Annotated in this window: 19 protein-coding genes; 12 read left to right on the forward strand and 7 right to left on the reverse strand. The window is 68.4% G+C overall.

The features are described 5' to 3' along the window. The first annotated feature begins 117 nt into the window (after window positions 1-117). Window positions 118-408 carry a hypothetical protein gene (locus A5692_RS12100; RefSeq protein ID WP_068056222.1) on the forward strand — a complete coding sequence of 97 codons (291 nt, stop codon included), beginning with the start codon at window positions 118-120 and terminating at the stop codon, window positions 406-408. 24 nt (window positions 409-432) lie between these two features. Here A5692_RS12100 and A5692_RS12105 read toward each other — a convergent pair whose 3' ends face one another. Together A5692_RS12105 and A5692_RS12110 are read right to left on the reverse strand one after the other, a co-directional pair. Continuing rightward, window positions 433-1263, reverse strand: coding sequence for a HugZ family protein (locus A5692_RS12105; RefSeq protein WP_068056288.1), 831 nt, complete (start codon window positions 1261-1263; stop codon window positions 433-435). A 47-nt stretch (window positions 1264-1310) separates the two neighbouring features. Then, a complete protein-coding gene (locus A5692_RS12110) occupies window positions 1311-2150 on the reverse strand; it encodes an NlpC/P60 family protein (protein ID WP_068056225.1) in 840 nt (279 codons plus the stop codon). Window positions 2151-2152: 2 nt separating this feature from the next. Between A5692_RS12110 and mptB the strand changes: the two genes are divergently transcribed. From mptB to A5692_RS12130, 4 genes are all read left to right on the forward strand, one after another. Continuing rightward, entirely contained in the window at window positions 2153-3853 is a 1701-nt protein-coding gene (gene mptB / locus A5692_RS12115; protein ID WP_068056227.1) for a polyprenol phosphomannose-dependent alpha 1,6 mannosyltransferase MptB, read from the forward strand. Further along, a complete protein-coding gene (locus tag A5692_RS12120; RefSeq protein ID WP_156766051.1) occupies window positions 3850-4785 on the forward strand; it encodes an ABC transporter ATP-binding protein in 936 nt (311 codons plus the stop codon). Before mptB ends, A5692_RS12120 begins: the two co-directional genes overlap by 4 nt. Further along, window positions 4782-5561, forward strand: a complete 780-nt coding sequence (locus A5692_RS12125; protein ID WP_068056230.1) for an ABC transporter permease — start codon at window positions 4782-4784, stop codon at window positions 5559-5561. The genes A5692_RS12120 and A5692_RS12125 overlap by 4 nt, the downstream gene beginning before the upstream one ends. Window positions 5562-5686: 125 nt before the next feature. Continuing rightward, window positions 5687-6652: a heme A synthase gene (locus tag A5692_RS12130; protein ID WP_068056231.1), complete on the forward strand. Its 966-nt coding sequence runs from the start codon at window positions 5687-5689 to the stop codon at window positions 6650-6652. Here the strand turns inward: A5692_RS12130 and A5692_RS12135 are convergent. After that, a complete protein-coding gene (locus tag A5692_RS12135) occupies window positions 6590-7249 on the reverse strand; it encodes a hypothetical protein (protein ID WP_068056232.1) in 660 nt (219 codons plus the stop codon). The two genes, A5692_RS12130 and A5692_RS12135, sit on opposite strands and share 63 nt — an antisense overlap. 20 nt (window positions 7250-7269) lie before the next feature. Between A5692_RS12135 and A5692_RS12140 the strand changes: the two genes are divergently transcribed. Beyond that, the gene (locus tag A5692_RS12140; RefSeq protein ID WP_068056234.1) at window positions 7270-8244 is read left to right on the forward strand and encodes a quinone oxidoreductase; all 975 of its coding nucleotides are present in this window, start codon (window positions 7270-7272) and stop codon (window positions 8242-8244) included. A 4-nt stretch (window positions 8245-8248) separates the two neighbouring features. Here A5692_RS12140 and otsB read toward each other — a convergent pair whose 3' ends face one another. Both otsB and A5692_RS12150 read right to left on the reverse strand, forming a co-directional pair. Next, window positions 8249-11926, reverse strand: a complete 3678-nt coding sequence (gene otsB, locus A5692_RS12145) for a trehalose-phosphatase (protein WP_068056236.1) — start codon at window positions 11924-11926, stop codon at window positions 8249-8251. A gap of 316 nt (window positions 11927-12242) precedes the next feature. Then, window positions 12243-13169 (reverse strand): heme o synthase, encoded by a 927-nt coding sequence (locus A5692_RS12150; RefSeq protein WP_068056238.1) that lies wholly within the window; start codon window positions 13167-13169, stop codon window positions 12243-12245. Window positions 13170-13425: 256 nt separating this feature from the next. Here A5692_RS12150 and tkt point away from each other — a divergent pair, with 256 nt between their 5' ends. The 6 genes from tkt to A5692_RS12180 all read left to right on the forward strand — a co-directional run bounded on the left by tkt (window position 13426) and on the right by A5692_RS12180 (window position 20348). Continuing rightward, complete coding sequence (tkt, locus tag A5692_RS12155; RefSeq protein ID WP_068056239.1) at window positions 13426-15516, forward strand: transketolase; 2091 nt, start codon at window positions 13426-13428, stop codon at window positions 15514-15516. Window positions 15517-15531: 15 nt separating this feature from the next. After that, window positions 15532-16650 (forward strand): transaldolase, encoded by a 1119-nt coding sequence (gene tal / locus A5692_RS12160; RefSeq protein WP_068056240.1) that lies wholly within the window; start codon window positions 15532-15534, stop codon window positions 16648-16650. After that, complete coding sequence (gene zwf / locus A5692_RS12165; protein WP_068056242.1) at window positions 16647-18191, forward strand: glucose-6-phosphate dehydrogenase; 1545 nt, start codon at window positions 16647-16649, stop codon at window positions 18189-18191. Before tal ends, zwf begins: the two co-directional genes overlap by 4 nt. A gap of 76 nt (window positions 18192-18267) precedes the next feature. Next, on the forward strand, window positions 18268-19179 hold the full coding sequence (gene opcA / locus A5692_RS12170) for a glucose-6-phosphate dehydrogenase assembly protein OpcA (RefSeq protein ID WP_068056244.1): 912 nt from the start codon (window positions 18268-18270) through the stop codon (window positions 19177-19179). After that, entirely contained in the window at window positions 19176-19931 is a 756-nt protein-coding gene (gene pgl, locus A5692_RS12175; RefSeq protein WP_068056246.1) for a 6-phosphogluconolactonase, read from the forward strand. Before opcA ends, pgl begins: the two co-directional genes overlap by 4 nt. A 27-nt stretch (window positions 19932-19958) precedes the next feature. Further along, window positions 19959-20348 (forward strand): ATPase, encoded by a 390-nt coding sequence (locus A5692_RS12180; RefSeq protein ID WP_068056248.1) that lies wholly within the window; start codon window positions 19959-19961, stop codon window positions 20346-20348. Here the strand turns inward: A5692_RS12180 and A5692_RS12185 are convergent, their stop codons facing one another. Together A5692_RS12185 and ppc are read right to left on the reverse strand one after the other, a co-directional pair. Beyond that, window positions 20349-21158 carry a DUF1206 domain-containing protein gene (locus A5692_RS12185; protein WP_068056252.1) on the reverse strand — a complete coding sequence of 270 codons (810 nt, stop codon included), beginning with the start codon at window positions 21156-21158 and terminating at the stop codon, window positions 20349-20351. A 16-nt stretch (window positions 21159-21174) separates the two neighbouring features. Next, on the reverse strand, window positions 21175-23982 hold the full coding sequence (gene ppc, locus A5692_RS12190) for a phosphoenolpyruvate carboxylase (RefSeq protein WP_068056254.1): 2808 nt from the start codon (window positions 23980-23982) through the stop codon (window positions 21175-21177). Between the last annotated feature and the right edge of the window lie 33 nt (window positions 23983-24015).

The following is a 24015-nucleotide window of genomic DNA, read 5'->3' on the forward strand; positions in this document are numbered from 1 at the left end:
GCCCACGGCGGAAGACCATTGGCACCAACGATGGGACCTTCGCCCGTAGTACGCGGGCCGCCGCGCCGAATAGCGTCGGCGACGTAGTGAAGGAAACAACCCCAGGAAGGAACTGGCATGCCTAACACGACTGAATCGACGTCCGTCGCTTCGCGTTCGACCGACCTGCTCGACGAGGTTCGCGAATCGGCCAAAGCCGGCCAGCACGCCGCGGCTGAGGCGCTTCGGGCGTTCCACAAGACCCTTGACGAGGCAATCCCGGATGCGGTGCAACCGCTGCGCACCAGAATTGTCGACGCCGCCATCGAACTGGCCGACAAGCTTGTCGCCGCCCAGTATCAGTTCAACCGCAGGCTGGTCGCGACCGCGGACCGGGCGCTGAGCAAGGCTGACGGCGAACAGAAGTAGCCGGGAACGGGGGCGCGTTGCGGATCAGACGCTTTGCTGCGCGCCCCCTTTGGCTATGGCCAAAGCCGCGGCACGGGCTAATCCCGCTGTAGCCGAACGCAATTCGTCGGCGGCATCCAGCCTTGCGGGAAACCCGACCCGGGCGTAGGCCACGCCGCGGGGGGTGCGCACCCGCAGGTCCAGACCGTAGCGGTCGACACCGGTACACAATGCGGTGTCCGTGTCGGGGTAGCCGCCGAAGATCCGGGCCATGGCAGCTAAGGCGTCGGCATGGTCGGCGTTGAGATGCGCGATTGCCCTGGCGGTCGCCTGCGCAACCGGATCCGCAGCAGCGGCGGCGTACTGATCGCCGGTGGCCGAGTCCATCCGGCCGTACCCGCCCACCCACCGCACCCGCTGAACCCGTAGCACCCACAGGCTGAAGTCGCTGAAGTCCAGGTAGTGCCGGGCAGCGGGGACCGCCGCCAGGTACGCCGCCCTGGCGTCGTCGTGCTGCAAACCCGTGGGCTCCGCGACCAGCCCGGCCAGCGTGATCCGGCTGCCGGCCAGCGGGTCGGTGTCGTCGTTCGCCGCCACGATCGACAGGCTGGCCCTCGGGTCTCGCGTGAGGTTGCGGCCGTGTTCGGCCAGGCTCGAGACGCAGAGCACGGGCATCCCGTCCAGCAGTCCATAGGCCACCAACGACGCCCACGGGTCGCCGTCGACGGTCAACGTGGCCAGCGTGGCGGCGTTGGCGGCGGCGGCGATGGTGCGGGCCTGCTCCGCTGCAGACGGGCGGGCGTTGTTGGTCGGCGGGCACAGGGGTGGCGGCACCGAGGGCGCGTCCCCGGGGTCACCATGGTCGCGAATCGCCACGAACGAGAGGCTACGCGTGAGCAATCCCGATCCGCCGTGGACTGGTCTCAGCCGATCGGCCGCCACACGACGATTACGGCGTCCCGGTACCAGCCGACCCGGTCGCGGACCTGGACTCCGATGAGGTTCTGGGCGCTGACCCGGCTGTCGATGATGTGACCGTCGTCGACGTAAATGACCACGTGCGAGGCCTCGCCGGCATTTCCGTTGGGGTGCAAGAAGATCAAATCCCCAAGCTGAAACGGTCCCTCCGTCGGGATGCGCCGGCCCATCGGACCGGCGGTGCCGTCGGCTTGTTGGTGGACATTGCCGCCGAACTTGATGCCCAGACCGTAGTTGTAGACCCAAGCGGTGAAATTCGAACAGTCCAGACCTCGTCCGGGACCCCATGCCGTCAGCCCGGGTGGTGCATCGGCATCGGGATTCTCTTCGGACACACCGGCATACGTCGAGTCCGGTGGCTCCCAGCCGGGGATGTGATGGTGGCGGTATTGCAGCCCCAGCGAATTGCCGGGCGCGTAGATGTAGCGCATCGCCACCGCGAGGATCCGTTCCCGCTTCCAGGTGGCCGGATCGCACCGCGCGTCCTGCGGAATGCCCGGCGGCGGCAGGGCTTTTGCGCGCGGTCCCCATCCCCGGTTCACGTATTGGCCCTCGGCATCGGTGCGGTACCACTGGGCCGGCGGGTCGTCGGTTTGCGGCAGCGCGTCGCGGCCGGCGAAATCCGCCGTCAATGAGCTCCAGGTGCAGGAAAAGCGGTAGGACTCGTCACCGTGGTCGCCGCGGGCCGGCCCCGCCGGCATCCAGGTGGGAGCCGTCAGGCACAGCACCGACGCGATGGCGACGGCGAGCCGGCGGGCGGGGAGCCCCCGACAGCTAAGCTGCACGGATGGCAGCCCGCCACCACGCGCTGAGCTCATCGATCGCCAGCCTGCATGGCGACGAGCAGGCGGTGGGCACGCCGCTGAACGATACCGAGCTCACCGCCCTGCAGCGCACCCGCCTGTTCGGCGCCACCGGCACCGTCCTGATGGCCATCGGCGCGCTGGGCGCGGGAGCCCGGCCCGTCGTGCAGGACCCCACGTTCGGGGTACGGCTGCTCAACCTGCCGTCGCGCATCCAGACGGTGTCGTTGACGATGACGACCACCGGCGCGGTCATGATGGCGCTGGCCTGGCTGATGCTCGGCCGGTTCGCGCTGGGCAGCAGGAGGATGTCGCGCGGCGACCTGGACCGCACCCTGCTGCTGTGGATGCTGCCGCTACTCATCGCGCCGCCGATGTACAGCAAGGACGTCTACTCCTACCTGGCCCAGAGCCAGATCTCCTTGGAAGGGCTCGACCCGTATCGGGTGGGCCCGGCGTCGGGGCTCGGCCTGTCCCACGTCTTCACCCTCTCGGTCCCCACCCTGTGGCGCGAGACGCCGGCGCCCTACGGGCCGCTCTTCCTGTGGATCGGGCGCGGCATCTCCGCGATCACCGGGGAGAACATCGTCGCCGCCGTGCTGTGTCACCGGCTGGTCGAGCTGATCGGCGTCGGACTGATCGTGTGGGCCACCCCGCGGCTGGCCCGGCGCTGCGGCGTAGCCGAGGTGAGCGCGCTGTGGCTGGGCGCGGCCAACCCGCTGCTGCTCATGCATCTGGTCGCCGGCGTGCACAACGAGGCGCTGATGCTCGGGCTGATGCTGGCCGGGGCCGAGTTCGCGCTGCGCGGTATCGACTCGCCGCGGCTGTTCCCGGCCTCCTGTCGGCCCGGCCCCGACTGGGAACCGCTGGGCATGCTGATGGCCGGCGCAGTGCTGATCATCCTGTCGTCGCAGGTGAAGCTGCCGTCGCTGCTGGCGCTCGGGTTCGTCACGATGGCGCTGGCCTTCCGCTGCGGGGGCAACCTGCGGGCGTTGCTGCTCGCGGGCGGCGCGATGACGGCGTTGTCGCTGGCGGTGATGGCGGTCGTCGGCCGGGCCAGCGGGCTCGGGTTCGGCTGGATCTACACCCTCGGCACGGCCAACGTGGTGCGCAGCTGGTTGTCGCCGCCGACGCTGCTGGCCCTGGGCACCGGGCAGGTGGGGATCCTGCTGGGGCTCGGCGATCACACCACCGCGGTGCTGGGGCTTACCCGCTTTATCGGTGTGTTGATCATCACGGTGATGGTGGGCTGGTTGCTGGTGGCGGTCTTCCGCGGCCGGTTGCACCCGATCGGTGGCCTGGGCGTGGCGCTGGGCGTCACCGTGCTGCTGTTTCCCGTCGTGCAGCCCTGGTACCTGCTGTGGGCGATCATCCCGCTGGCCGCCTGGGCGACCCGCAGCGGGTTTCGGACCGCAGTAATCGTCATCACCCTCGTCGTCGGCATCTTCGGCCCCACGGCCAACGGGGACCGCTTCGCGCTGTTCCAGATCGTCGACGCCACCCTGGCCAGCACCGTCATCGTGGCGGCGCTCATCGCGCTGACCTACACCCGGCTGCCGTGGCGGCGGCTGCCGACCGAGGACGTCGAAACGCCGCCGGAGCCCGTCGAGCCCGTCCCGGAACAGGCCCCCCGGGCCACCCCTCGCTCCCAGGCGGTGCCCGACGCCTACGCTGATTCCACGTGAGCTCGGACGTTCCTGAAACAGTCGTGCGACTGCGCGGGGTGAGCAAGCACTACGGATCCACCACGGCCGTCGCCGATCTCGACCTCGAGGTGCACGCCGCCGAAGTGCTCGCCCTGCTGGGCCCCAACGGGGCCGGCAAGACCACGACGGTCGAAATGTGCGAGGGCTTCGTGCGCCCGGACGCCGGCACCATCGAGGTGCTCGGACTGGACCCGATCGCCGACAACGCCCGCCTGCGCCCACGGATGGGCGTGATGTTGCAGGGCGGCGGCGGTTACCCCGCGGCGCGCGCCGGCGAAATGCTCGAGCTGGTCGCCTCCTACGCCGCCGACCCGCTGGACCCGGCGTGGCTGCTGGACACCCTCGGCCTCACCGACGCCGCCCGCACCACCTACCGACGGCTGTCCGGCGGGCAGCAGCAACGGCTCGCGCTGGCCTGCGCGCTGGTCGGCCGGCCCGAGCTGGTCTTCCTCGACGAGCCGACCGCGGGCATGGACGCGCACGCCCGGCTGCTGGTCTGGGAACTGATCGACGCGCTGCGCCGCGACGGCGTGACGGTGCTGCTGACCACCCATCAGCTCAAGGAGGCCGAGGAACTCGCCGACCGGATCGTCATCATCGACCACGGCGCGACGGTGGCCGCCGGCACACCGGCCGAATTGATGCGCAGCGGCGCCAAGGACGAGCTGCGGTTCACCGCGCCGCCCCGGCTCGACCTGTCGCTGCTGACCGCCGCCCTGCCGGAGGACTACCGGGCCAGTGAGGTGACGCCGGGCGAGTACCTGGTCGAGGGCCCGGTCGACCCGCAGGTGCTGGCGACCGTGACGGCGTGGTGCGCGCGGATCGACGTGCTGGCCACCGACATGCGCGTCGAGCAACGCAGCCTCGAGGACGTGTTCCTCGACCTCACCGGCAGGAAGTTGCGGCAATGATGCAATCGAACGTCTTTCCCGCGGGGACCTTCGCCCCCGACCCGCGGCCGAGCGCCGTGCCGCGCATGCTGGCCGCGCAATTCGGCCTGGAGCTCAAGCTGCTGCTGCGCAACGGGGAGCAGCTGCTGCTGACCATGTTCATCCCGATCACACTGCTGGTCGGGTTGACGCTGCTGCCGTTCGGCTCCTTCGGCCACAACCGCGCCGCCACCTTTGTCCCGGCCATCATGGCCCTCGCGGTGATCTCGACCGCGTTCACCGGGCAGGCCATCGCCGTCGCGTTCGACCGCCGCTACGGCGCGCTCAAACGGCTGGGGGCGACGCCGCTGCCGGTCTGGGGCATCATCGCCGGCAAGTCGCTGGCCGTGGTCACCGTGGTCTTCCTGCAGGCAATCCTGTTGGGCGCCATCGGCTTTGCGCTGGGTTGGCGGCCCGCCCCGGCCGCGCTGGCGTTGGGCGCGGCGGTCATCGCGCTGGGCACCGCGGGTTTCGCCGCCCTCGGGCTGCTACTCGGCGGCACACTGCGCGCCGAGATCGTGCTCGCCGTCGCCAACCTGTTGTGGTTCGTCTTCGCCGGCCTCGGCGCCCTGACCGTGGAGAGCGGGATGATCCCGACCGGGGTCAAGTGGGCGGCCCGACTCACTCCCTCCGGCGCGCTCACCGAGGCGCTGTCGCAGGCGATGGCGCTGTCGGTGGACTGGTTCGGCGTCGTGGTCCTGGCGGTGTGGGGCGCGCTCGCCGCGCTGGCCGCGCGCCGCTGGTTCCGGTTCACCTGACGCGCGGCGCTCGGCGAGATTGCCGCCACGGTCGCGGATGGCGCCGCGGGCACGGCCACCAAGGCAATCTCGGCGGCGCCAGGCCTTACTACAGGACGTAGTTTTCGTTGGCCTACCATCGGGCCATGCTCGGACGAACGCTGATGCGGTTGGTGGACCTGCTCCCCAACCCGAGTGTGCGCGTCCAGCGCCTCGTCGCCGCGGCCGTCATCCTGACGCAGGGCGGCATCGCCGTCACCGGGGCGATAGTCCGCGTCACCGCGTCGGGGTTAGGTTGTCCCACCTGGCCGCAGTGCTTTCCGGGCAGCTTCACCCCGGTCGCGCACGCCGAGGTGCCGCGCATCCACCAGGCGGTCGAGTTCGGCAACCGCATGATCACCTTCGCGGTGGTCGTCGCGGCGGCGCTGGCCGTGCTCGCCGTGACCCGGGCCCGGCGACGCCGGGAAGTCCTGATCTATGCGTGGCTGATGCCGGTGTCGACGGTGGTGCAGGCGGTGATCGGCGGCATCACCGTGCGCACCGGGCTGCTGTGGTGGACGGTGGCCATCCACCTGTTGACCTCGATGACGATGGTGTGGCTGTCGGTGTTGCTCTATGTCAAGATCGGCGAGCCCGACGACGGGGTGCCGCAGCGGCGGGTGCCCGTGCAGCTGCGCGGGCTGACGGCGCTGATCGGCGTGGATCTGGCGGTGGTGCTGGTCACCGGCACGCTGGTGACGGCCGCCGGCCCGCACGCGGGCGACCGCAGCCCCACCCGGACTGTGCCCCGGCTCGAGATCGCGGTCGACACCCTGGTGCACGCGCATTCCTCGCTGCTGGTCGCCTACCTCGCCCTGCTGGTCGGGCTCGGCTTCGGGCTGCTGGCCGTGCACGCCGCGCGGCCGATCCTGCGGCGGCTGATCGTGCTGCTCGCGCTGGTGTGCGCGCAGGCCGCCGTCGGCACGGCCCAGTACTTCACCGGGGTGCCCGCCGCCCTGGTCGCGCTGCACGTGGCCGGTGCCGCGGCGTGTACCGCAGCGACCGCGGCGCTATGGGCCTCCATGCGGGAACGGTCGCGAGAGCGGGCCGAGCCCGAGCCGCTCGCAGGCTGACTCCACGGCGAGCGCGAAGTCGTGCTCGGCGCGCTCGCGGGTGGCGGCGTCCACGTGCTGCCAGCCCAGCGACGGCGCGACGAGGTCAAGCCGCACCAGCGCTTCACCGCTCACGTCGGCGCGCGCGTACAACAGCTCGCGCGGATCGATCCCGGACCGGTCGGCGGCCGAGGCGAGCGCGGCGTAGCCGAGGTCCCACGATTCGAACTCCGGGTCTACCGGCCAGGCGTGTGACTGCTTGCCGCCCAAGAAGATCAGCGCCGCCTGCGCCGTCCCGCCCGGCCGGGTCGGGACCCCGTCGTTCTCGAGGTCGCGCAGATACCGCTCATCGAGGTTCCAGGCGACCGCGTCGGGCGGGTTGAGCAGGTGGCGCACCCGCCGTGTCCAGGTCAGGAAGTCGTCGAGCCGTTGCTCCGCCGCGGTCGCGCGCAGGATGACCAGGTCGGCGCGCAGGGTATCGGGGTCGTCCCACTCCAGCCGGCGGGCGTGGAGTCCGCGGGCGCGCAGCGCGGGGACCAGGCCGGCGTCCTCGGGATCGTCGCCGGGCCCCGCCAGCACGATGCGGGGATGGAAGATGTCCGGGCGGGCGAGTTTCATGGCCCGGGCATGATAAGCACATGCACGCAATCGAAGTCAGCGAAACCGGCGGCCCCGAGGTGCTGCGCTACGTCGACGCGCCAGAACCGGCGCCCGGTCCCGGCGAGGTGCTGATCAAGGCCGAGGCCATCGGCGTCAACTACATAGACACCTACTTCCGCTCGGGCCAGTACCCGCGCGAGCTGCCGTTCATCCTCGGTTCGGAGCTGTGCGGCACCGTCGCCGCGATCGGTGACGGCGCGGACGGCTTCAGCATCGGTGACCGGGTGGTCAGCGCGTCGGCGTCCGGGGGTTACGCCGAGTACGCCACGGCCCCGGCGTTTTCGACTGCACACGTGCCGGACGAGGTGAGTTCCGACGTGGCGGCGTCGGTGCTGCTGAAGGGCCTGACCGCGCACTACCTGCTGCACTCGGTCTATCCCGTGCAGGCCGGCGACACAGTTCTGGTGCACGCCGGCGCGGGCGGGGTCGGGTTGATCCTGACGCAGTGGGCTCATCTGCTCGGCGCTCGGGTCATCACGACGGTATCCACGCCGGAGAAGGCGCGGCTGTCCAGGCGGGCCGGCGCCGACGAGGTGCTGTCCTACCCCGAGGACGCGGAAGAGTTCGGCCGGCAGATTCGCGAGCTCACCGACGGGGCCGGCGTCGAGGCCGTGTACGACGGCGTGGGCGCCACGACGTTCGACGCCAGCCTGGCCAGCCTGGCGGTGCGGGGGACGCTGGCGCTGTTCGGAGCGGCCAGCGGGCCCGTTCCGCCATTCGACCCGCAGCGCCTCAACGCCGCGGGCTCGGTGTTCCTGACCCGGCCGTCGCTGGCGCACTTCATCCGCACCGGCCAGGAATTCAGCTGGCGGGCCGAGGAATTGTTCGACGCGATCGCCGGCGGGGCCATCACCGTCGAAGTCGGCGGGCGCTATCCGCTCGCGGAAGCCACGCGCGCCCATCAGGACCTGCAGGGCCGCAAGACCATGGGCTCGGTCGTGCTGGTGCCATAGGCATTCAGGTGAATCGAACGACGCTGCCCGGCATCAACCGTTCCACTCGTCCGCGGCACTCGACTTCGACCGGTGGGACATCGCGCGGGTCGACGCTGATCTCCGCACCCTTACCGCTGACCCGCACGTGCAGGTGGCTGCCTCGGTAATGAATTGGAAAGCCTAGTGGCCCAAGGTATTCCGGCCATTGCGGAGACAGTACGATGCGATTACTACGGATCTCCAGACCGGTGAAGCACCGCTGCACGAAGTCGACGCTGCCGGCCATCGCGGCCAGGTGAACACCTTCGGAAGTGGTGCCGCCCTGGATGTCGGAGATATCGGATGCGAGCGCTTTTTGGAAGAACTCCAGCGCGCGATCGCGATTGGCCCGGGCCAGCACCCATGCGTGGACGACCGCACTCAATGTCGACCCGTCTGAGGTGCGGGCCAGGTAGTAGTCCACCATCTCGGGGATCTTGGCGGGGGCCAGGTGGTAGCCGAGCCGGCTTAGCAGCTCACGCAGTTCGTCCGATGACAGCAGGTAGAGCAGCATCAGCGCGTCGGCCTGCTTGGACGCTTGGTATCGGTTGACGTCGTCATCCTCGGCTTCAAGAATGCGGTCGAGGCGCTGAATGTTGCCGTAGCGCTGCCGGTAGGCATCCCAATCCAGTTCCGCCAGTTCCTCATATCCTTCGAACTGGCTGATGATGCCGTCGTGGAACGGGACGAACATTCGCCGGCTGACGTGGTCCCACTGGGTCAGCTCGTCGTCGGTCAGTTCCAGCTTCTCGCGCAAATCCAACCGGTTGGGCAGCGGCATCAGCTCGAGCGCGTCGATAGCCCGCAGGATCACCCAGGCCGCCATCACGTTCGTATACGCGTTGTTGTCTACCCCCTCATACGGCCGGTCCGGGTAGCCTGCATGGAATTCGTCGGGTCCGATGACCCCTTTGATGCTGTACCGATCTCGGTCGGAGTCGTAAGTGGCCCTGCTCACCCAGAACCGGGCTATCTCGGCGAGCATCTCGGTCCCGTAGTCGATCAGGTACGCCAGATCGCCGGTGGCTTGGTAGAACTGCCACACGTTGTAGGCGACGGCGACGCCGATGTGGTGCGCGCGATGACTGGGATCGGGCAGCCACCGGCCGGACCGCGGGTTCAGGTGTCGCTCCGGGCTTTCCTCGCGCCCATCGCTGCCGGACTGCCACGGGTACATCGCGCCACGGTAACCGGCCAGCTTGGCGAGGCGGCGCGCCTCCATCAGGCGGCGATATCGGTAGCGCAGCAGCGATCGGGTGACCGTGGGCACTCTGAGGTTCAGTACCTGGAAGATGAACAGCTCGTCCCAGAAAATGTGCCCGCGGTATGCCTCGCCATGCAGCCCGCGGGCTGGAACCCCAACGTCGAGTTCCTCGCTGTTGTATGACACCGTCTGCAGCAGGTGCAGCAGGTGTAGGCGCAGGACGCGCAAGTGCTCGGCGTGGTCGCCGAATTCAAAGGACAGGCGTTCCCACAGATGCGCCCAGGCGGTCTTGTGGGCGTCACATATCCCGGCGTATCGCGGCTGGCGGCCGAGCCTGCGTTCGGCGCCGGTGGCCGGATGGGAGGTGGCAACATCACGCCCGGTCACCAGGACGACGACCTTCTCCACGGTCAGCGTCTGACCCTCTCGCAGGTCGGTGAAGATCTGATGGCCGATCTCGAATTCTTCGTCGAGTAGCCGATAGGTTGCGGGCGCCGGCGCGTCACCGTGCCAGATGCTGGTCCGCACGGCCAGCGCGACCGGGATCTTCGATTGGGTGGTCTCGACGGTCATCAGCACCGAGTTTTCCGACAGCACACCCTTTTCCAGTCCCTGCAGGTGATTGCTGGCCAAGTCTCGATAACGCTCCACCCCCGAATTGCGGACGTTCCCGTCGATCGTCGACCGGAATTCGATAGTGCCCGACCAGTCCTCGGCCACGATCGTGGTTTCCATCGCGGCCACGTGTACGACGTGCATCGCTACGAACCGCTGCTGTATCACTGAGGTAGTGCGGCCGGCCCCGTCGCGGAAACGCAGTTCGCGCTTCAGCACCGCGCTACGAAGGTCAAGGGTTTGTCGGTAGGACAGCAATTTCACCTCGTCGACGTCGAACCAGTCGCCGTCGTTGATGCGAAAGGTGAGCGGAAGCCAGTTGGGCAGATTCACCAGGCTTTCGTGTTCTGCCCGGGTTCCGCTGATCAGGTCGTCAAGCCGGTTGTACACGCCACCCGCGTACGTTCCCGGGTAATGAATCTGCCCGGCCCTCGATTCCGGCGCGGCCCCGCGGGTGGCGAAGTAACCATTACCGACTGTGCACAGCGCTTCGCGCAGCTTTTCGCTGGGCGGGTCATAACCCTCGAACGTGAGAGTCCAAGCACGACTGTGCGTTTCGCGCTCATATGCCAGCCATCTGCTGCCGCGCTGGACGAACTCGCGGACTTCGGTGGGGCTTCTCAGCGTAAAGCTGGCAGCGGTCGGCCGGTCGCCATCTTCGTCGTGCCGGATTAGTATCCCGATGCCGCTGAAGCGAACTGCATCGAACGCATCCTCATCGGTAGTGTCACCACCGATATAAATAGGCAGCACCCGTTCCGTGTCAAAGATGCGATCGCGGATCCAGGTGAGGGCGGTGCCCTTGTCCCAGCCGATATCCGGCCGCAACTCGACGACCTTGCGACCGGTCGTCAACCTCAAGCCAGGCCGCAGACCTCGCCGGCGTACCGCCGCGACCACCTCGGCCACGCGGTCGGGTGCGACGTTGCGATAGTGCACCGCGATTGCGAACCGCTTGTGTTCGAGGCGCGCTCCCGGGATCCGGCTCAGTTCGCCGCGAAGGTCGTCCGCGGCGTTCTCGAGCGCGCCGGCCGCGGCGCCCGCCGCCTCGTATTGGTGGTGGCTGCCGTCGGGTGCGATCAACTCGAAGCCGTGGCTGCCCGCATACCAGATTCCCGGCACTCCGACCCGGGCGCGGATATCCGCCAGATCCCGGCCGGACAGTATCGCGACCGGGCACTGCTTCGCCAGATGCGCGAGCGCCTCGGCTGCGCCCTCGACAAGCTTGGCGGTGTCGGGGTCCGGCACGATCTCGGACAACGTGCCGTCGTAATCCAGGCAGATGAATGGCTGCCGGCCGGCGACAATACCGATGACTTGACCGTACGAGTCCAGCGCGTTCGGACGCTGTGACATGCGTTTGCCACCCGTGGTGACGTCGACGTAAGCGAGATCGGGTACGACGACGTCGGCGCCGCAACGCACGAGCTTGTCGGCTTGCCTGCCCCGCCCGACACCGATGACGAACGCGAAGCCACCTTCGCGTGCGGCTTCCACCCCGGAATCGGCACCGTCGACGACCACCGACCGCAGCGGGGCCGCCTCCAACTTGCGGGCGGCCGCCAACAAAATCGTCGGGTCCGGCAGCGGGGGGACTTCGGGTACTCCTGGGGCACGGTCGAACCAGACGGTGAACGCTTTCGCGATCCGAGCCGCTGCCATCGCCTGTCCGGGCTGCGCAGCCAGGGAATAGGCGGCCGTCGCGACCCCGACCGCCCGCAACTTCTGTGCCAGCGCAACAGCCGACTCCAATGCCGAGTCGTCGGCGCCTGGCCCGATCAAGCCGTCGAGATCGAAGATCACCGCATCGTGCGAGCGCGGGTCGATAGTGACCGGCTTCATTGTGGTAATCCCCTCCCCGAACTCGTTGCGGCGGCTTGACAGCCGACGGAACACCCGGAGATGTGCTCGTCGTCTCATCGTCGCGTGTGGGTGAAACGACGAGAACCTTTTGTGCGCGATCCGAGCCCTTCGGCAGCCGGGTTGTGACTAAGGTCCACTGAACGGGTCCACTGAACGGGTCCACTGAACGGGTCCACTGGAGCGGTTCGGTGCAACCTCAGTGGCCCGGATGAGATCACATCTGCCCCATCGGCCTCTGCGCGGGAGGAACGTCCGTCCCCGCGTGGCGCCGCTGCGACGGGCGCCTGGACGCGCGTCAGAACAGGTGCGGCAGCGCGATCACCGAGTCGACCGCCAACGCGCAGAAGACCACCGCGAGATAGTTGTTCGATTGCAGGAACAACCGCAACGGCTTGACGGGCTCGCCGGCGCGAACACCGGCGTACAGCTGGTGGGCCATCGCCAGGAACCACACCCCGGCGGCGACCGCGACCGCCGCGTACAGCCAGCCGGTGGCCAGGGCCAGCGCCAGCGTCGACAACACCGTCAGCCAGGTGTAGATGAGGATCTGCTTGGTGACCTCACGCTCGGTCGCCACGGCGGGCAGCATCGGGACGCCGGCGGCCTTGTAGTCGTCCTTGTACCGCATCGCCAGCGCCCAGGTGTGCGGCGGCGTCCAGAAGAAGATCACCGCGAACATCACCAGCGCCGGCCAGCCGATGGTGCCGGTGACGGCCGACCAGCCGATCATCACCGGCATGCAGCCGGCCGCTCCGCCCCACACGACGTTCTGCGAGGTGCGGCGCTTGAGCAGCAGCGTGTAGACGAACACGTAGAAGGCGATCGTGGCGAGCGCCAGCAGACCCGACAACAGGTTCGTCGTCCACCACAGCCAGAAGAAGGAACCCACGGTGAGCGCCAGGCCCAGGATCAACGCGTTGCGTGTCGGCACCGCGGCGCGGGCCAGCGGCCGGCGCGCGGTGCGCTTCATCACCTTGTCGATGTCCGCGTCGGCCACGCAGTTGAGCGTGTTGGCTCCCCCCGCGGCCAGCATCCCGCCGATCAACGTGTTGAGGATCAGCAGCGGGTTCACCGCACCGCGGTGGGCGAGCAGCATGGCGGGGATCGCGGTCACCAGCAACAGTTCGATGACCCGCGGCTTGGTCAGCGCCAAATACGCCAGCACCGTGCCTTGAACTCGGCTCGGTATTCGGCTCGGGGCGACGCGCCCGCGAACGCTCACGCAATAACTCCTTGGGGTCGCAGCAGCGCGCAGCATCTACTACGCACGATGGTAGACCGCGGGGCGCCGATGGCCCCCCCGCAGGGTCCATTCACCCAGACTTCTCCCAGATTTCCGAACTGAATGTTACGGGTGGGCGGCCACCGCGTAATTTTCACACCAGCCGGCGGCGGGTACCCGAAACCTGCACTGCAAGAGCCGGCCATCCCGCACTAGGGTGGGATTGATCAGCTCGATGACCCTTAGGACTGAGTCTGTGACCACACTCGAAGAGATCTCTACGCTGACCCAACCGCACCTCCCCGACGACTGGTCCGAGCTCGACTCGGCCGCCGTCGACACGATCCGGGTGCTGGCCGCCGACGCGGTCCAAAAGGTCGGCAACGGACATCCCGGAACGGCGATGAGCCTGGCTCCCCTGGCCTACACGCTGTTCCAGCGAACGATGCGACACGACCCCAGCGACACCTACTGGCTGGGCCGCGACCGGTTCGTGCTGTCATGTGGTCACAGCAGCCTGACGCTGTACATCCAGCTGTACCTGGGCGGGTTCGGCCTGGAGCTGTCCGACATCGAGTCACTGCGCACGTGGGGATCCAAGACGCCCGGGCACCCGGAGTTCCGGCACACCAAGGGCGTTGAGATCACCACCGGCCCGCTGGGCCAGGGTCTGGCCTCGGCCGTGGGCATGGCGATGGCGTCGCGTTACGAGCGCGGCCTGTTCGACCCCGACGCCGCCCCGGGCGCCAGCCCCTTCGACCACTTCATCTACGTGATCGCCTCCGACGGCGACATCGAGGAGGGCGTCACCTCCGAGGCCTCGTCGCTGGCGGCCGTGCAGCAGCTGGGCAACCTGATCGTCTTCTATGACCACAACCAGATCTCGATCGAGGACGACACCAACATCGCGCTGTGTGAGGACACCGCCGCGCGCTACGAGGCCTACGGCTGGCACGTGCAGCGGGTCGAAGGCGGCGAGAACGTGGTCGGCATCGAGGAGGCCATCGCCAACGCCAAGGCCGTCACCGACCGGCCGTCGTTCATCGAGTTGCGCACGATCATCGGCTACCCGGCGCCAAAACTGATGAACACCGGCAAGGCGCACGGCGCGGCGCTGGGCGACGAGGAAGTCGCGGCCGTCAAGGAGATCCTCGGCTTCGACCCCAACAAGACGTTCGAGGTGCGCGACGAGGTCATCGCCCACGCCCGCAAGCTGGTGAACCGGGGCAAGGAAGCGCACGAGAAGTGGCAGGCCGACTTCGACGCGTGGGCGCAGCGCGAATCCGAGCGCAAGGCGCTGCTGGACCGGTTGACCGCCGAGGAGCTGCCCGACGGCTGGGACGCCGACATCCCGCATTGGGAGCCGGGGTCCAAGGCACTGGCCACCCGCGCCGCCTCGGGTGAGGTGCTGTCCGCGCTCGGACCGAAACTGCCCGAGTTGTGGGGCGGTTCCGCCGACCTGGCGGGCAGCAACAACACCACCATGAAGGGTGTTGATTCCTTTGGGCCGCCGTCGATTTCGACGAAGGACTACACCGCCCACTGGTACGGCCGCACGCTGCATTTCGGCGTGCGCGAGCACGCGATGGGGGCGATCCTGTCCGGCATCGTGCTGCACGGTCCGACCCGGGCCTACGGCGGCACCTTCCTGCAGTTCTCCGACTACATGCGCCCGGCGGTGCGGCTGGCCGCGCTGATGGACATCGACACCATCTACGTGTGGACGCACGACTCGATCGGGCTCGGCGAGGACGGCCCGACCCACCAGCCGATCGAGCACCTCGCGGCGCTGCGTGCCATCCCCAAGCTGTCGGTGGTGCGTCCGGCCGACGCCAACGAGACCGCCTTCGCCTGGCGCACGATCCTGGCCCGCGGCAACGGCAGCGGCCCGGTCGGGCTGATCCTGACCCGGCAGGGCGTGCCGGTGCTGGAGGGCACCAACGCCGACGGGGTGGCCCGGGGCGGCTACATCCTCGGCGACGAAGGCACCGAGGATCCCGACGTCGTGTTGATCGCCACCGGATCCGAGGTTCAGCTCGCGGTGGAGGCGCAGAAGTTGTTGGCCGACAAGGACATTGTCGCGCGAGTGGTGTCCATGCCGTGCGTGGAATGGTTCGAGTCGCAGCCCGAGGACTACCGCGACAGCGTGCTGCCTCCCTCGGTGTCGGCCCGGGTGGCCGTCGAGGCCGGCGTCGCACAGTCCTGGCACAAGCTCGTCGGCGACACCGGCCGGATCGTGTCGATCGAGCACTACGGCGAATCCGCCGACTACAAGACTTTGTTCCGTGAATTCGGTTTCACCGCAGAAGCCGTCGCGGCCGCCGCGGAACAGGTAGTGGACAACTGAGAAAGGGTGATTCACATGACTCAGAACCCTAACCTCGCCGCGCTCAGCGCCGCGGGAGTTTCCGTGTGGCTGGATGACCTGTCGCGTCAGCGGCTGCAGTCGGGCAACCTGCAGGAGCTGATCGACACCAAAAGCGTTGTCGGAGTGACCACGAACCCGTCGATCTTCCAGAAGGCGTTCGCTGAGGGCGACACGTACGACGGTCAGATCGCCGAGCTCGCCGAGCGGGGCGCCGACGTGGACGCCACCATCCGCACCGTCACCACCGACGATGTCCGCAGCGCGTGCGACGTGCTGCGGCCACAATGGGAAGCGTCCGACGGCGTCGACGGTCGGGTGTCCATCGAGGTGGATCCGCGCCTGGCGGCCGAGACCGACAAGACCATCGCGCAGGCCGTCGAGCTGTGGAAGATCGTCGACCGGCCGAACGCGTACATCAAGATCCCGGCGACCAAGGCCGGCATTCCGGCCATCACCGCCGTTCTCGCCGAAGGGATTTCGGTCAACGTCACGCTCATCTTCTCGGTCGAGCGGCACCGCCAGGTGATGGACGCCTACCTGGCCGGCCTGGAGAAGGCGCGCGAGGCGGGACACGACCTGTCCAAGATCCATTCCGTGGCATCGTTTTTCGTGTCCCGGGTGGACACCGAGGTCGACAAGCGACTGGAGAAGATCGGCTCCGAGGAGGCGCTCGCGCTGCGCGGCCAGGCCGGGGTGGCCAACGCCCGGCTCGCCTATGCCGCCTACCAGGAGGTGTTCGAGGGCGGCGATCGCTTCGAGGCGCTCAAGGGCGACGGGGCCCGCGTGCAGCGCCCGCTGTGGGCATCGACCGGGGTCAAGAACCCCGACTACTCCGATACCCTCTACGTCACCGAGCTGGTCGCGCCGAACACCGTGAACACCATGCCGGAGAAGACCATTGACGCCGTCGCCGATCACGGCGAGATCACCGGTGACACGGTCACCGGTACCGCGTCGGCCGCGCAAGAGGTGTTCGACAAGCTGGCCGGGGTCGGGATCGACCTCACCGACGTGTTCGTGGTGCTGGAGAAAGAGGGCGTGGAGAAGTTCGTGGAGTCGTGGACCGAGCTGCTGGAGGAGACGCAGAAGCAGCTGGGTTCCGCCTCCAAATGAGTCCCGCCCGTACCGCTGCACCATGGCATAACCCCTTACGGGACAAGCGCGACAAGCGGCTGCCGAGGATCGCCGGCCCCTGCGGCATGGTGATCTTCGGCGTCACCGGTGACCTCGCCCGCAAGAAGGTGATGCCGGCCATCTACGACCTGGCCAACCGCGGGCTGCTGCCGCCGAGCTTCTCCCTGGTGGGCTTCGCCCGCCGGGACTGGGAAACGCAGGACTTCCGCAAGGTCGTCTACCAGGCCGTCAAGGAGCACTGCCGCACGCCGTTCCGGGAGGAGAACTGGGAGCGGCTGGCCGAGGGATTCCGTTTCGTGCCGGGCTCTTTCGACGACGACGAGTCGTTCAGCCGGCTGGCCGAAACCCTGGACAAGCTGGACGCCGAACGCGGCACCGGCGGCAACCACGCGTTCTACCTGGCCATCCCGCCGAAGTCGTTTCCGGTGGTGTGCGACCAACTGCACAGGTCCGGGTTGGCCCGCCCGCAGGGCGATCGATGGAGCCGCGTCGTCATCGAGAAGCCGTTCGGGCACGACCTGGAGAGCGCGCAGGCCCTGAACCATGCGGTCAACGCCGTCTTCCCCGAAGAGGCCGTGTTCCGCATCGACCACTATCTGGGCAAGGAGACCGTCCGCAACATCCTGGCGTTGCGGTTCGCCAATCAGTTGTTCGACCCGATCTGGAACGCACATTACGTCGACCACGTGCAGATCACCATGGCCGAGGACATCGGATTGGGAGGGCGCGCCGGCTATTACGACGGTATCGGCGCCGCCCGAGATGTCATCCAGAACCACCTGATGCAGTTGCTCGCGCTGACCGCGATGGAGGAGCCGGTCAGCTTCAACCCGGCGGCATTGCAGACGGAGAAGATCAAGGTGCTTTCGGCGACGCAGCTGGCCCAGCCGCTCGACGAGACCACCAGCCGGGGGCAATACGCCGGCGGCTGGCAGGGCGGCGAGAAGGTCGTGGGTCTGCTGGACGAGGAAGGGTTCGCCAAGGACTCCACGACCGAGACGTTCGCCGCGATCACGCTGGAGGTCGACACCCGCCGCTGGGCCGGCGTGCCGTTCTACCTGCGTACCGGGAAACGACTGGGCCGCAGGGTGACCGAGATCGCGCTGGTCTTCAAGCGTGCCCCGCACCTGCCGTTCGACGCCACCATGACCGACGAGCTGGGCGCCAATGCCATGGTCATCCGGGTGCAGCCCGACGAGGGCATCACGTTGCGATTCGGTTCCAAGGTGCCCGGCACCGCGATGGAGGTCCGCGACGTCAACATGGACTTCTCCTACGGCTCGGCGTTCGCCGAGGAGTCGCCGGAGGCCTACGAACAGCTGATCCTGGATGTGTTGCTGGGCGAGCCGTCGTTGTTCCCTGTCAACGAAGAGGTCGAATTGGCTTGGCAAATATTGGATCCCGTCCTCGACAACTGGGCGGCCAACGGCAAGCCCGAGCCCTACGAGGCGGGGACGTGGGGTCCGGAGTCGTCGTTCGAGATGCTGCGCCGGACCGGTCGCGAATGGCGGCGACCCTGATGATCCGCGCCGTCGACGATGCAGAACGCAGTGATGCTGAGGTGGGGGTACCACCCACTTGTGGGGGACGGCGCCGATGATTATCGACATGCCCGACACCACCACCACCGCGGTCAACAAGAAGCTCGACGAACTGCGGGAGAAGGTCGGCGCCGTGACGATGGGCCGGGTGCTGACGTTGATCGTCGCGCCGGACAGCGACGCCATCCTCGAGGAGTCGCTCGAGGCGGCCAACAACGCCAGCCACGAGCATCCCAGCCGGATCATCGTTACCATGCGGGGCGACCCGTATGCCGACGAGCCGCGCCTGGACGCGCAGCTGCGCGCGGGTGGGGACACCGGAGCCACCGAGGTGGTGATCTTGAACCTGTCCGGGGCGCTTGCCTCGCACGCCGCCAGCGTCGTGACCCCGTTCCTGCTTCCCGACATTCCCGTGGTGGCCTGGTGGCCGGACATCGCCCCGGCGACTCCAGCCAAAGACCCGTTGGGCAAGTTGGCGATTCGGCGAATCACGGACGCCACCAACGCAACCGACCCGCTGTCGGCGATCAGGAGCCGACGGTCCGGGTACACCGCGGGTGACACCGACCTGGCGTGGGCGCGCATCACCTATTGGCGTGCGCTGCTCACCTCGGCCGTCGACCTGGCGCCGCACGAGCCGATCGAGTCGGCCCTGGTGTCCGGCCTGAAAGCCGAACCCGCGCTTGACATCCTCGCGGGCTGGCTGGCCAGCAGGATCGACGGCCCGGTGCGCCGTGCGGTCGGCGAGCTCAAGGTGGAACTGGTCCGCAAGAGCGAGACCATCGTGTTGAGCCGGCCCCAAGAGGGCAGGACGGCGACACTGAGCCGCAGCGCCAAGCCGGAGGCCCTACTCCCCTTGGCGCGCAGGGAAACCGGCGAGTGCCTCGCCGAAGACCTGCGGCGGCTCGACCCGGACGAGATTTATCAGACAGCGCTAGAAGGCATTGAGAAAGTGCAGTACGTGTGAGCACCATCATCGAAGTTTTTCCCGAAAGTCAGGCACTGGTCGAGGCCGCCGCCAACCGACTGGCCGGCACCATCCGCGATGCCGTGGCGGCCCGTGACCGAGCGCTCGTCGTGCTGACCGGCGGCGGCAACGGCATCGGGTTGCTCGAGTCCCTGGCGGGCCACGAGATCGCCTGGCCCAAGGTGCACCTGTTCTGGGGTGACGAACGGTACGTGCCCGAGGACGACGACGAACGCAACGACAAGCAGGCGCGCGCAGCCTTGCTGGACCGGATCGACATTCCGTGCAGCCATGTGCACACGATGCCGGCCAGCGACGGCGAGTTCGGCACCGACCTCGCGGCCGCGGCGCTGGCCTACGAACAGCTGCTGGCAGCCAATGCCGCCCCCGGCCAACGGGTTCCGAATTTCGACGTGCACCTGCTGGGCATGGGCCCGGAGGGCCACATCAACTCCCTGTTCCCGGACACCCCCGCCGTGCTGGAAACCAGCCGCATGGTTGTCCCGGTCGAGGACTCGCCCAAGCCGCCTCCCCAACGAATCACCTTGACCCTGCCCGCCGTTCAGCAGTCGCGCGAGGTCTGGCTGATGGTGTCCGGCGCCTCGAAGGCCGACGCGGTGGCCGCGGCGATCGGCGGCGCCCCGCCGGTCTCGGTGCCCGCCGCCGGGGCGATCGGTCAGGAAACGACGCTGTGGCTGCTGGACGAGGAGGCCGCGGCCAAACTGCCGTCCCTGCCGGGTAAGCCAAGCTAGCCCCGGCCCGGATTGTCCCGGGTGATAATGACGGTCATGGCAGACAGAACCGTGCGCGGCGGGCAAGAGCGGAACCGGCTCAAGACTCTCACCCAGGCTGCGTTGAATGCCGACAAGACGGTGGAGCAGGTCGAAGACGTCCTCGACGGCCTGAGCACGACGATGAAAGAGCTGAACACCTCCCTGTCCAACCTGAACGCCACGGTCGAGCGCATGGAAAGCGGCCTGGACCACCTGGACGGCACGCTGTCGCGGCTGGACGACCTGGCGAGGCGACTGATCGTCCTGGTCGAGCCGGTGGAGGCGATCGTCGGCCGGATCGACGGCATGGTGAAGGTGGGCGAGACGATGATGACGCCGCTGTCGATGACCGAGAACGCCGTGCGCGGGGCGCTGGACCGACTGCGGAACCGCTAGCTACATCTTCGTCGACCGGGCCATCACGAAGCTGTACAGCCCGTAGGTGATGATCCCGACACCAGCGGAGATCAGTAGCGCCGCCCCGTAGTGCTGAGACCCGAGCGTCTTCAGCGCGCCGTCGAGCCCGGTGGCCTTCTTCGGCTCTGAGCGACACGCGGCGACGATCACCAGCGCGCCGGTCAGGGTGATCACGGCCCCTTTGCCGACGTACCCCGCCACGCCCAGCCGCCGCACCAACTCACCCGACTTGCCCTGCAGGTCGTCGACGAAATTGCGGCTGGCGCCCTTGTAGACGTGGTAGCAACCGACCGCCACGATGACCACGCCGCAGACGATGAGCGCGAGGGTGCCGCCCACAGACCCCATCAGGCGCGCGCTGAGGCTCGAATTCTGTTGGTCCGCGGGCCTCCCCGCGCCCCGGGCGAATCCGAACGCGGAGTAGGCGAAGGCGAGGTAGACCGCGGCCAGCCCAAGGGCCTTCGCCCGGGAGGAGGCGTCCGACGAACGCTGCGACTCCCGATCGCTCGATCGGCCGAGGGCGGTTTCGACAAGCCGCCAGAGGCCCATCGCCAGGAGTGCGGCCGTGGCGATCCACAGCGCGAGCGGGCCGCCCGGTTTGGCCGCCAACGTCGCCAGGGCACCGGTTTGATCAGCGGTGCCGCCGTCGCCGCACGCGACGCGGATGGCGAGGTAGCCGACGATCAGATGCAAGATCCCGTTCACGACGAACCCGACGCGCGCGAGTCGCTCGAAGACGATGTTCTGGGCCAACCGGGCCGGGGTGACCGGGGACGCGTCGTCGGACATGGCTCATGGATGCCCCTCACCCGCTGTTACGTAACGCGCTCGCCAATCCGTTCATCGTCAGCAGGATGCCGCGCTGCACCAGTTCGTCGTCGTCGCCGGAGCGGTACCGGCGCAGCAACTCCACCTGCAGATGGTTCAGCGGCTCCAGGTAGGGGAAGCGGTTGAACACCGAGCGCGCCAGCGCGGGGTTGTCGGCGAGCAGATCCTCGTGTCCGGTGATGAGCTTGTGCATCGCGATGGTCCGCCGGTGCTCGTCGACGATCTTGCCGAACACCCGGTCGCGCAATTCCTCGTCCACGACGAGTTCCGCGTAGCGCGCCGCCAGGCCCAAATCGCTCTTGGCCAGCACCTGCGCCATGTTGGACAGCACGCTGCGGAAGAACGGCCACCGCTCGTACAGCTCGTGCAGGATCCCGACGCGTTCCTCTTCGCTTTCGGGGCCGGCCGCGATCCACTGCTCGAAGGCCGACCCGGTGCCGTACCAGCCGGGCAGCATCACCCGCGACTGGCTCCACGCCAGCACCCAGGGGATGGCACGCAGGTCCGAGATCGACGAGGTGGGTTTGCGCGACGTCGGGCGGCTGCCGATGTTCAGCGAGCCGATCTCGCTGACCGGCGTGGAGGCGGTGAAGTAGTCGACGAATCCCGGTGTCTCGTGCACCAATTCGGCGTACGCGCGCTGCGCCAGGGTGGCCACCTCGTCGAGCACGGCGTAGGCCGGCTCGGCCGCGTCGCCCAGACCCTCGACGTCGAGCAGCGTCGACTCCAGCGTGGCCGCCACCAGGCTTTCAAGGTTGCGGCGCGCCGACTGTGGTTCGGCGTACTTGGCGGCGATTACCTCGCCCTGCTCGGTGAGGCGCAGCGAGCCGTTCACCGCGCCCGGCGGCTGCGCCAGGATGGCCTGATAGCTCGGCCCACCCCCGCGTCCGACCGTACCGCCGCGACCGTGGAAGAGCCGCAACCGAATTCCGTTCGTGCGCGCCACCTCGACCAGTGCCAGCTCGGCGCGATAGACCGCCCAGCTGGAGGCCAGGTAACCGCCGTCCTTGTTCGAGTCGGAGTAGCCGAGCATCACCTCCTGGCATCCGCCCTGCGCGTCGACGACCGCCCGGTACAGCGGAAGAGCCAGCATTGCGTCCACGATGGCCGCGCCGTTGTGCAGATCGTCGATCGTCTCGAACAGCGGCGAAATGGCCACGGGGCAATACGGTTCGGGCCCGGAGGCGTCCAGCAGCCCGCACTCCTTCAGCAGGATCGCCACCTCCAAGACGTCGGAGACCGAGCGGCACATGGAGATGACGTAGTTGGGGACGGCGGCCGGGCCATAGCGCCCGATGGCGTGCGCGGCGGCGCTGACGACCTCGAGCTCCTTGCGGGCCAGGTCCGAAAGTTGCCCGCGGTCACCGATCAGTGGACGCCGGGTGCCCAGTTCTCCCGCCAGCAGCGCGACCCGGTCACCCTCGGGCAGGGAGCCGTAGTCGGGGTGCACCCCGGCCCAGGCCAGCAACTCCCCCACCACCTCTTCGTGAACGTCGGAGTTCTGCCGCATGTCCAGACCGGACAAGTGAAACCCGAAGACGCTCACGCCTTCTCGCAGCAGGGCCAGGCGGTCGTCGGCCAGCAGCGCGCTGCCGTGGGTGCGCAGGGACTCATCGATGGTGTCGAGATCCCGCTGCAGTTCGCCCGGGGCCGCGTACGGTGGCAGGCCGAGGTCCAGCTCGTGCTGCGGCCTGCGGTCCAGGATCTCGGCGCCGGTCGCGGTGAGCCGGGAGCGGATCACCCGCAGCGCCCGCCGGTACGGCTCGTCGGCACGGGCCTGCTCGTCGCAGCCCTCGGCCAATTCGGCCAGCCCGGGTGTGACCGGGACGAGCCGGGCCGACATCGACAGGTCCTGCTCGAGGGCGGTGAGTTCGGCCAGATAGTGCGACAGCGCGGTGAACGCGGCGCTGCCGGTGGCCTGGCGCACCACGTCGCCCGTCACGTTCGGATTGCCGTCGCGATCGCCGCCGATCCAGGAACCGGGGCGCAGGATCGGCGCGGCGACCAGATCAGCATCGGGCCAGCGCGCCCGCAATGCGTCCCGGACCTCGGCGTTCACCTGCGGGATGACCTGGAAGAAGGCGGCCGCGTAATAGCGCAGGCCCACCTCGATCTCATCGGTGATCTGCAGCCGGGACAACCGGAGCAGCGCGGTCTGCCACAGGGTGAGGACCTGGCGGCGCAACTCGCGCTCGATGTTGCGCCCGTCGTCGGTTTCGGTGTGCCCCTCGGCGTGTAGCCGCATCAGCTGGGTGATCCGGTGCTGGGTGACGAAGACGGTGCGCCGCCGGGTTTCGGTGGGATGGGCGGTGATGACCGGGGAAATCAGGGCCCCGCGCAGCGCGGTCGCCACCGTGGCCGAATCGAGTTCGGCGCCATCGAGTTTGGCGTAGGTCGCGGCCAGGCTGCTGTCCTGCGGCGGCTCGCCCGCGGCGACGTGGATCGCGCGGCGGCGCTCCCGGTGGATGTCCTCGGCCACGTTGGCCAGCAGCGCGAAGTGGCTGAACGCGCGGATGACCGGGATCGCTTGGTGAATGTCGATGCCGTCGAACATCCGGGCCAGGTCGGCCCGATCGATCTCGGAGCGGCGCACCCGGAACGATTCCACCCGCGCGCGCTCGACAAGATCGAAAACCTCGTCCCCGTTCTGCTCGCGCACGGTGTCGCCGAGGATGGTGCCCAGCAGCCTGATGTCGGCACGCATCGGCTCGGTCGCCTCGCGACCGACCAGCGTCCGTTGCACGGCGCCGATCGGTTCCAGCGCGATGTCGGAAACGTCAACCATGTGTCCCAGTATCGGTGCGGATCACGTGGTCCG

The sequence above is a fragment of the Mycobacterium sp. E342 genome (assembly GCF_001667665.1).
GTDB lineage: Bacteria > Actinomycetota > Actinomycetes > Mycobacteriales > Mycobacteriaceae > Mycobacterium.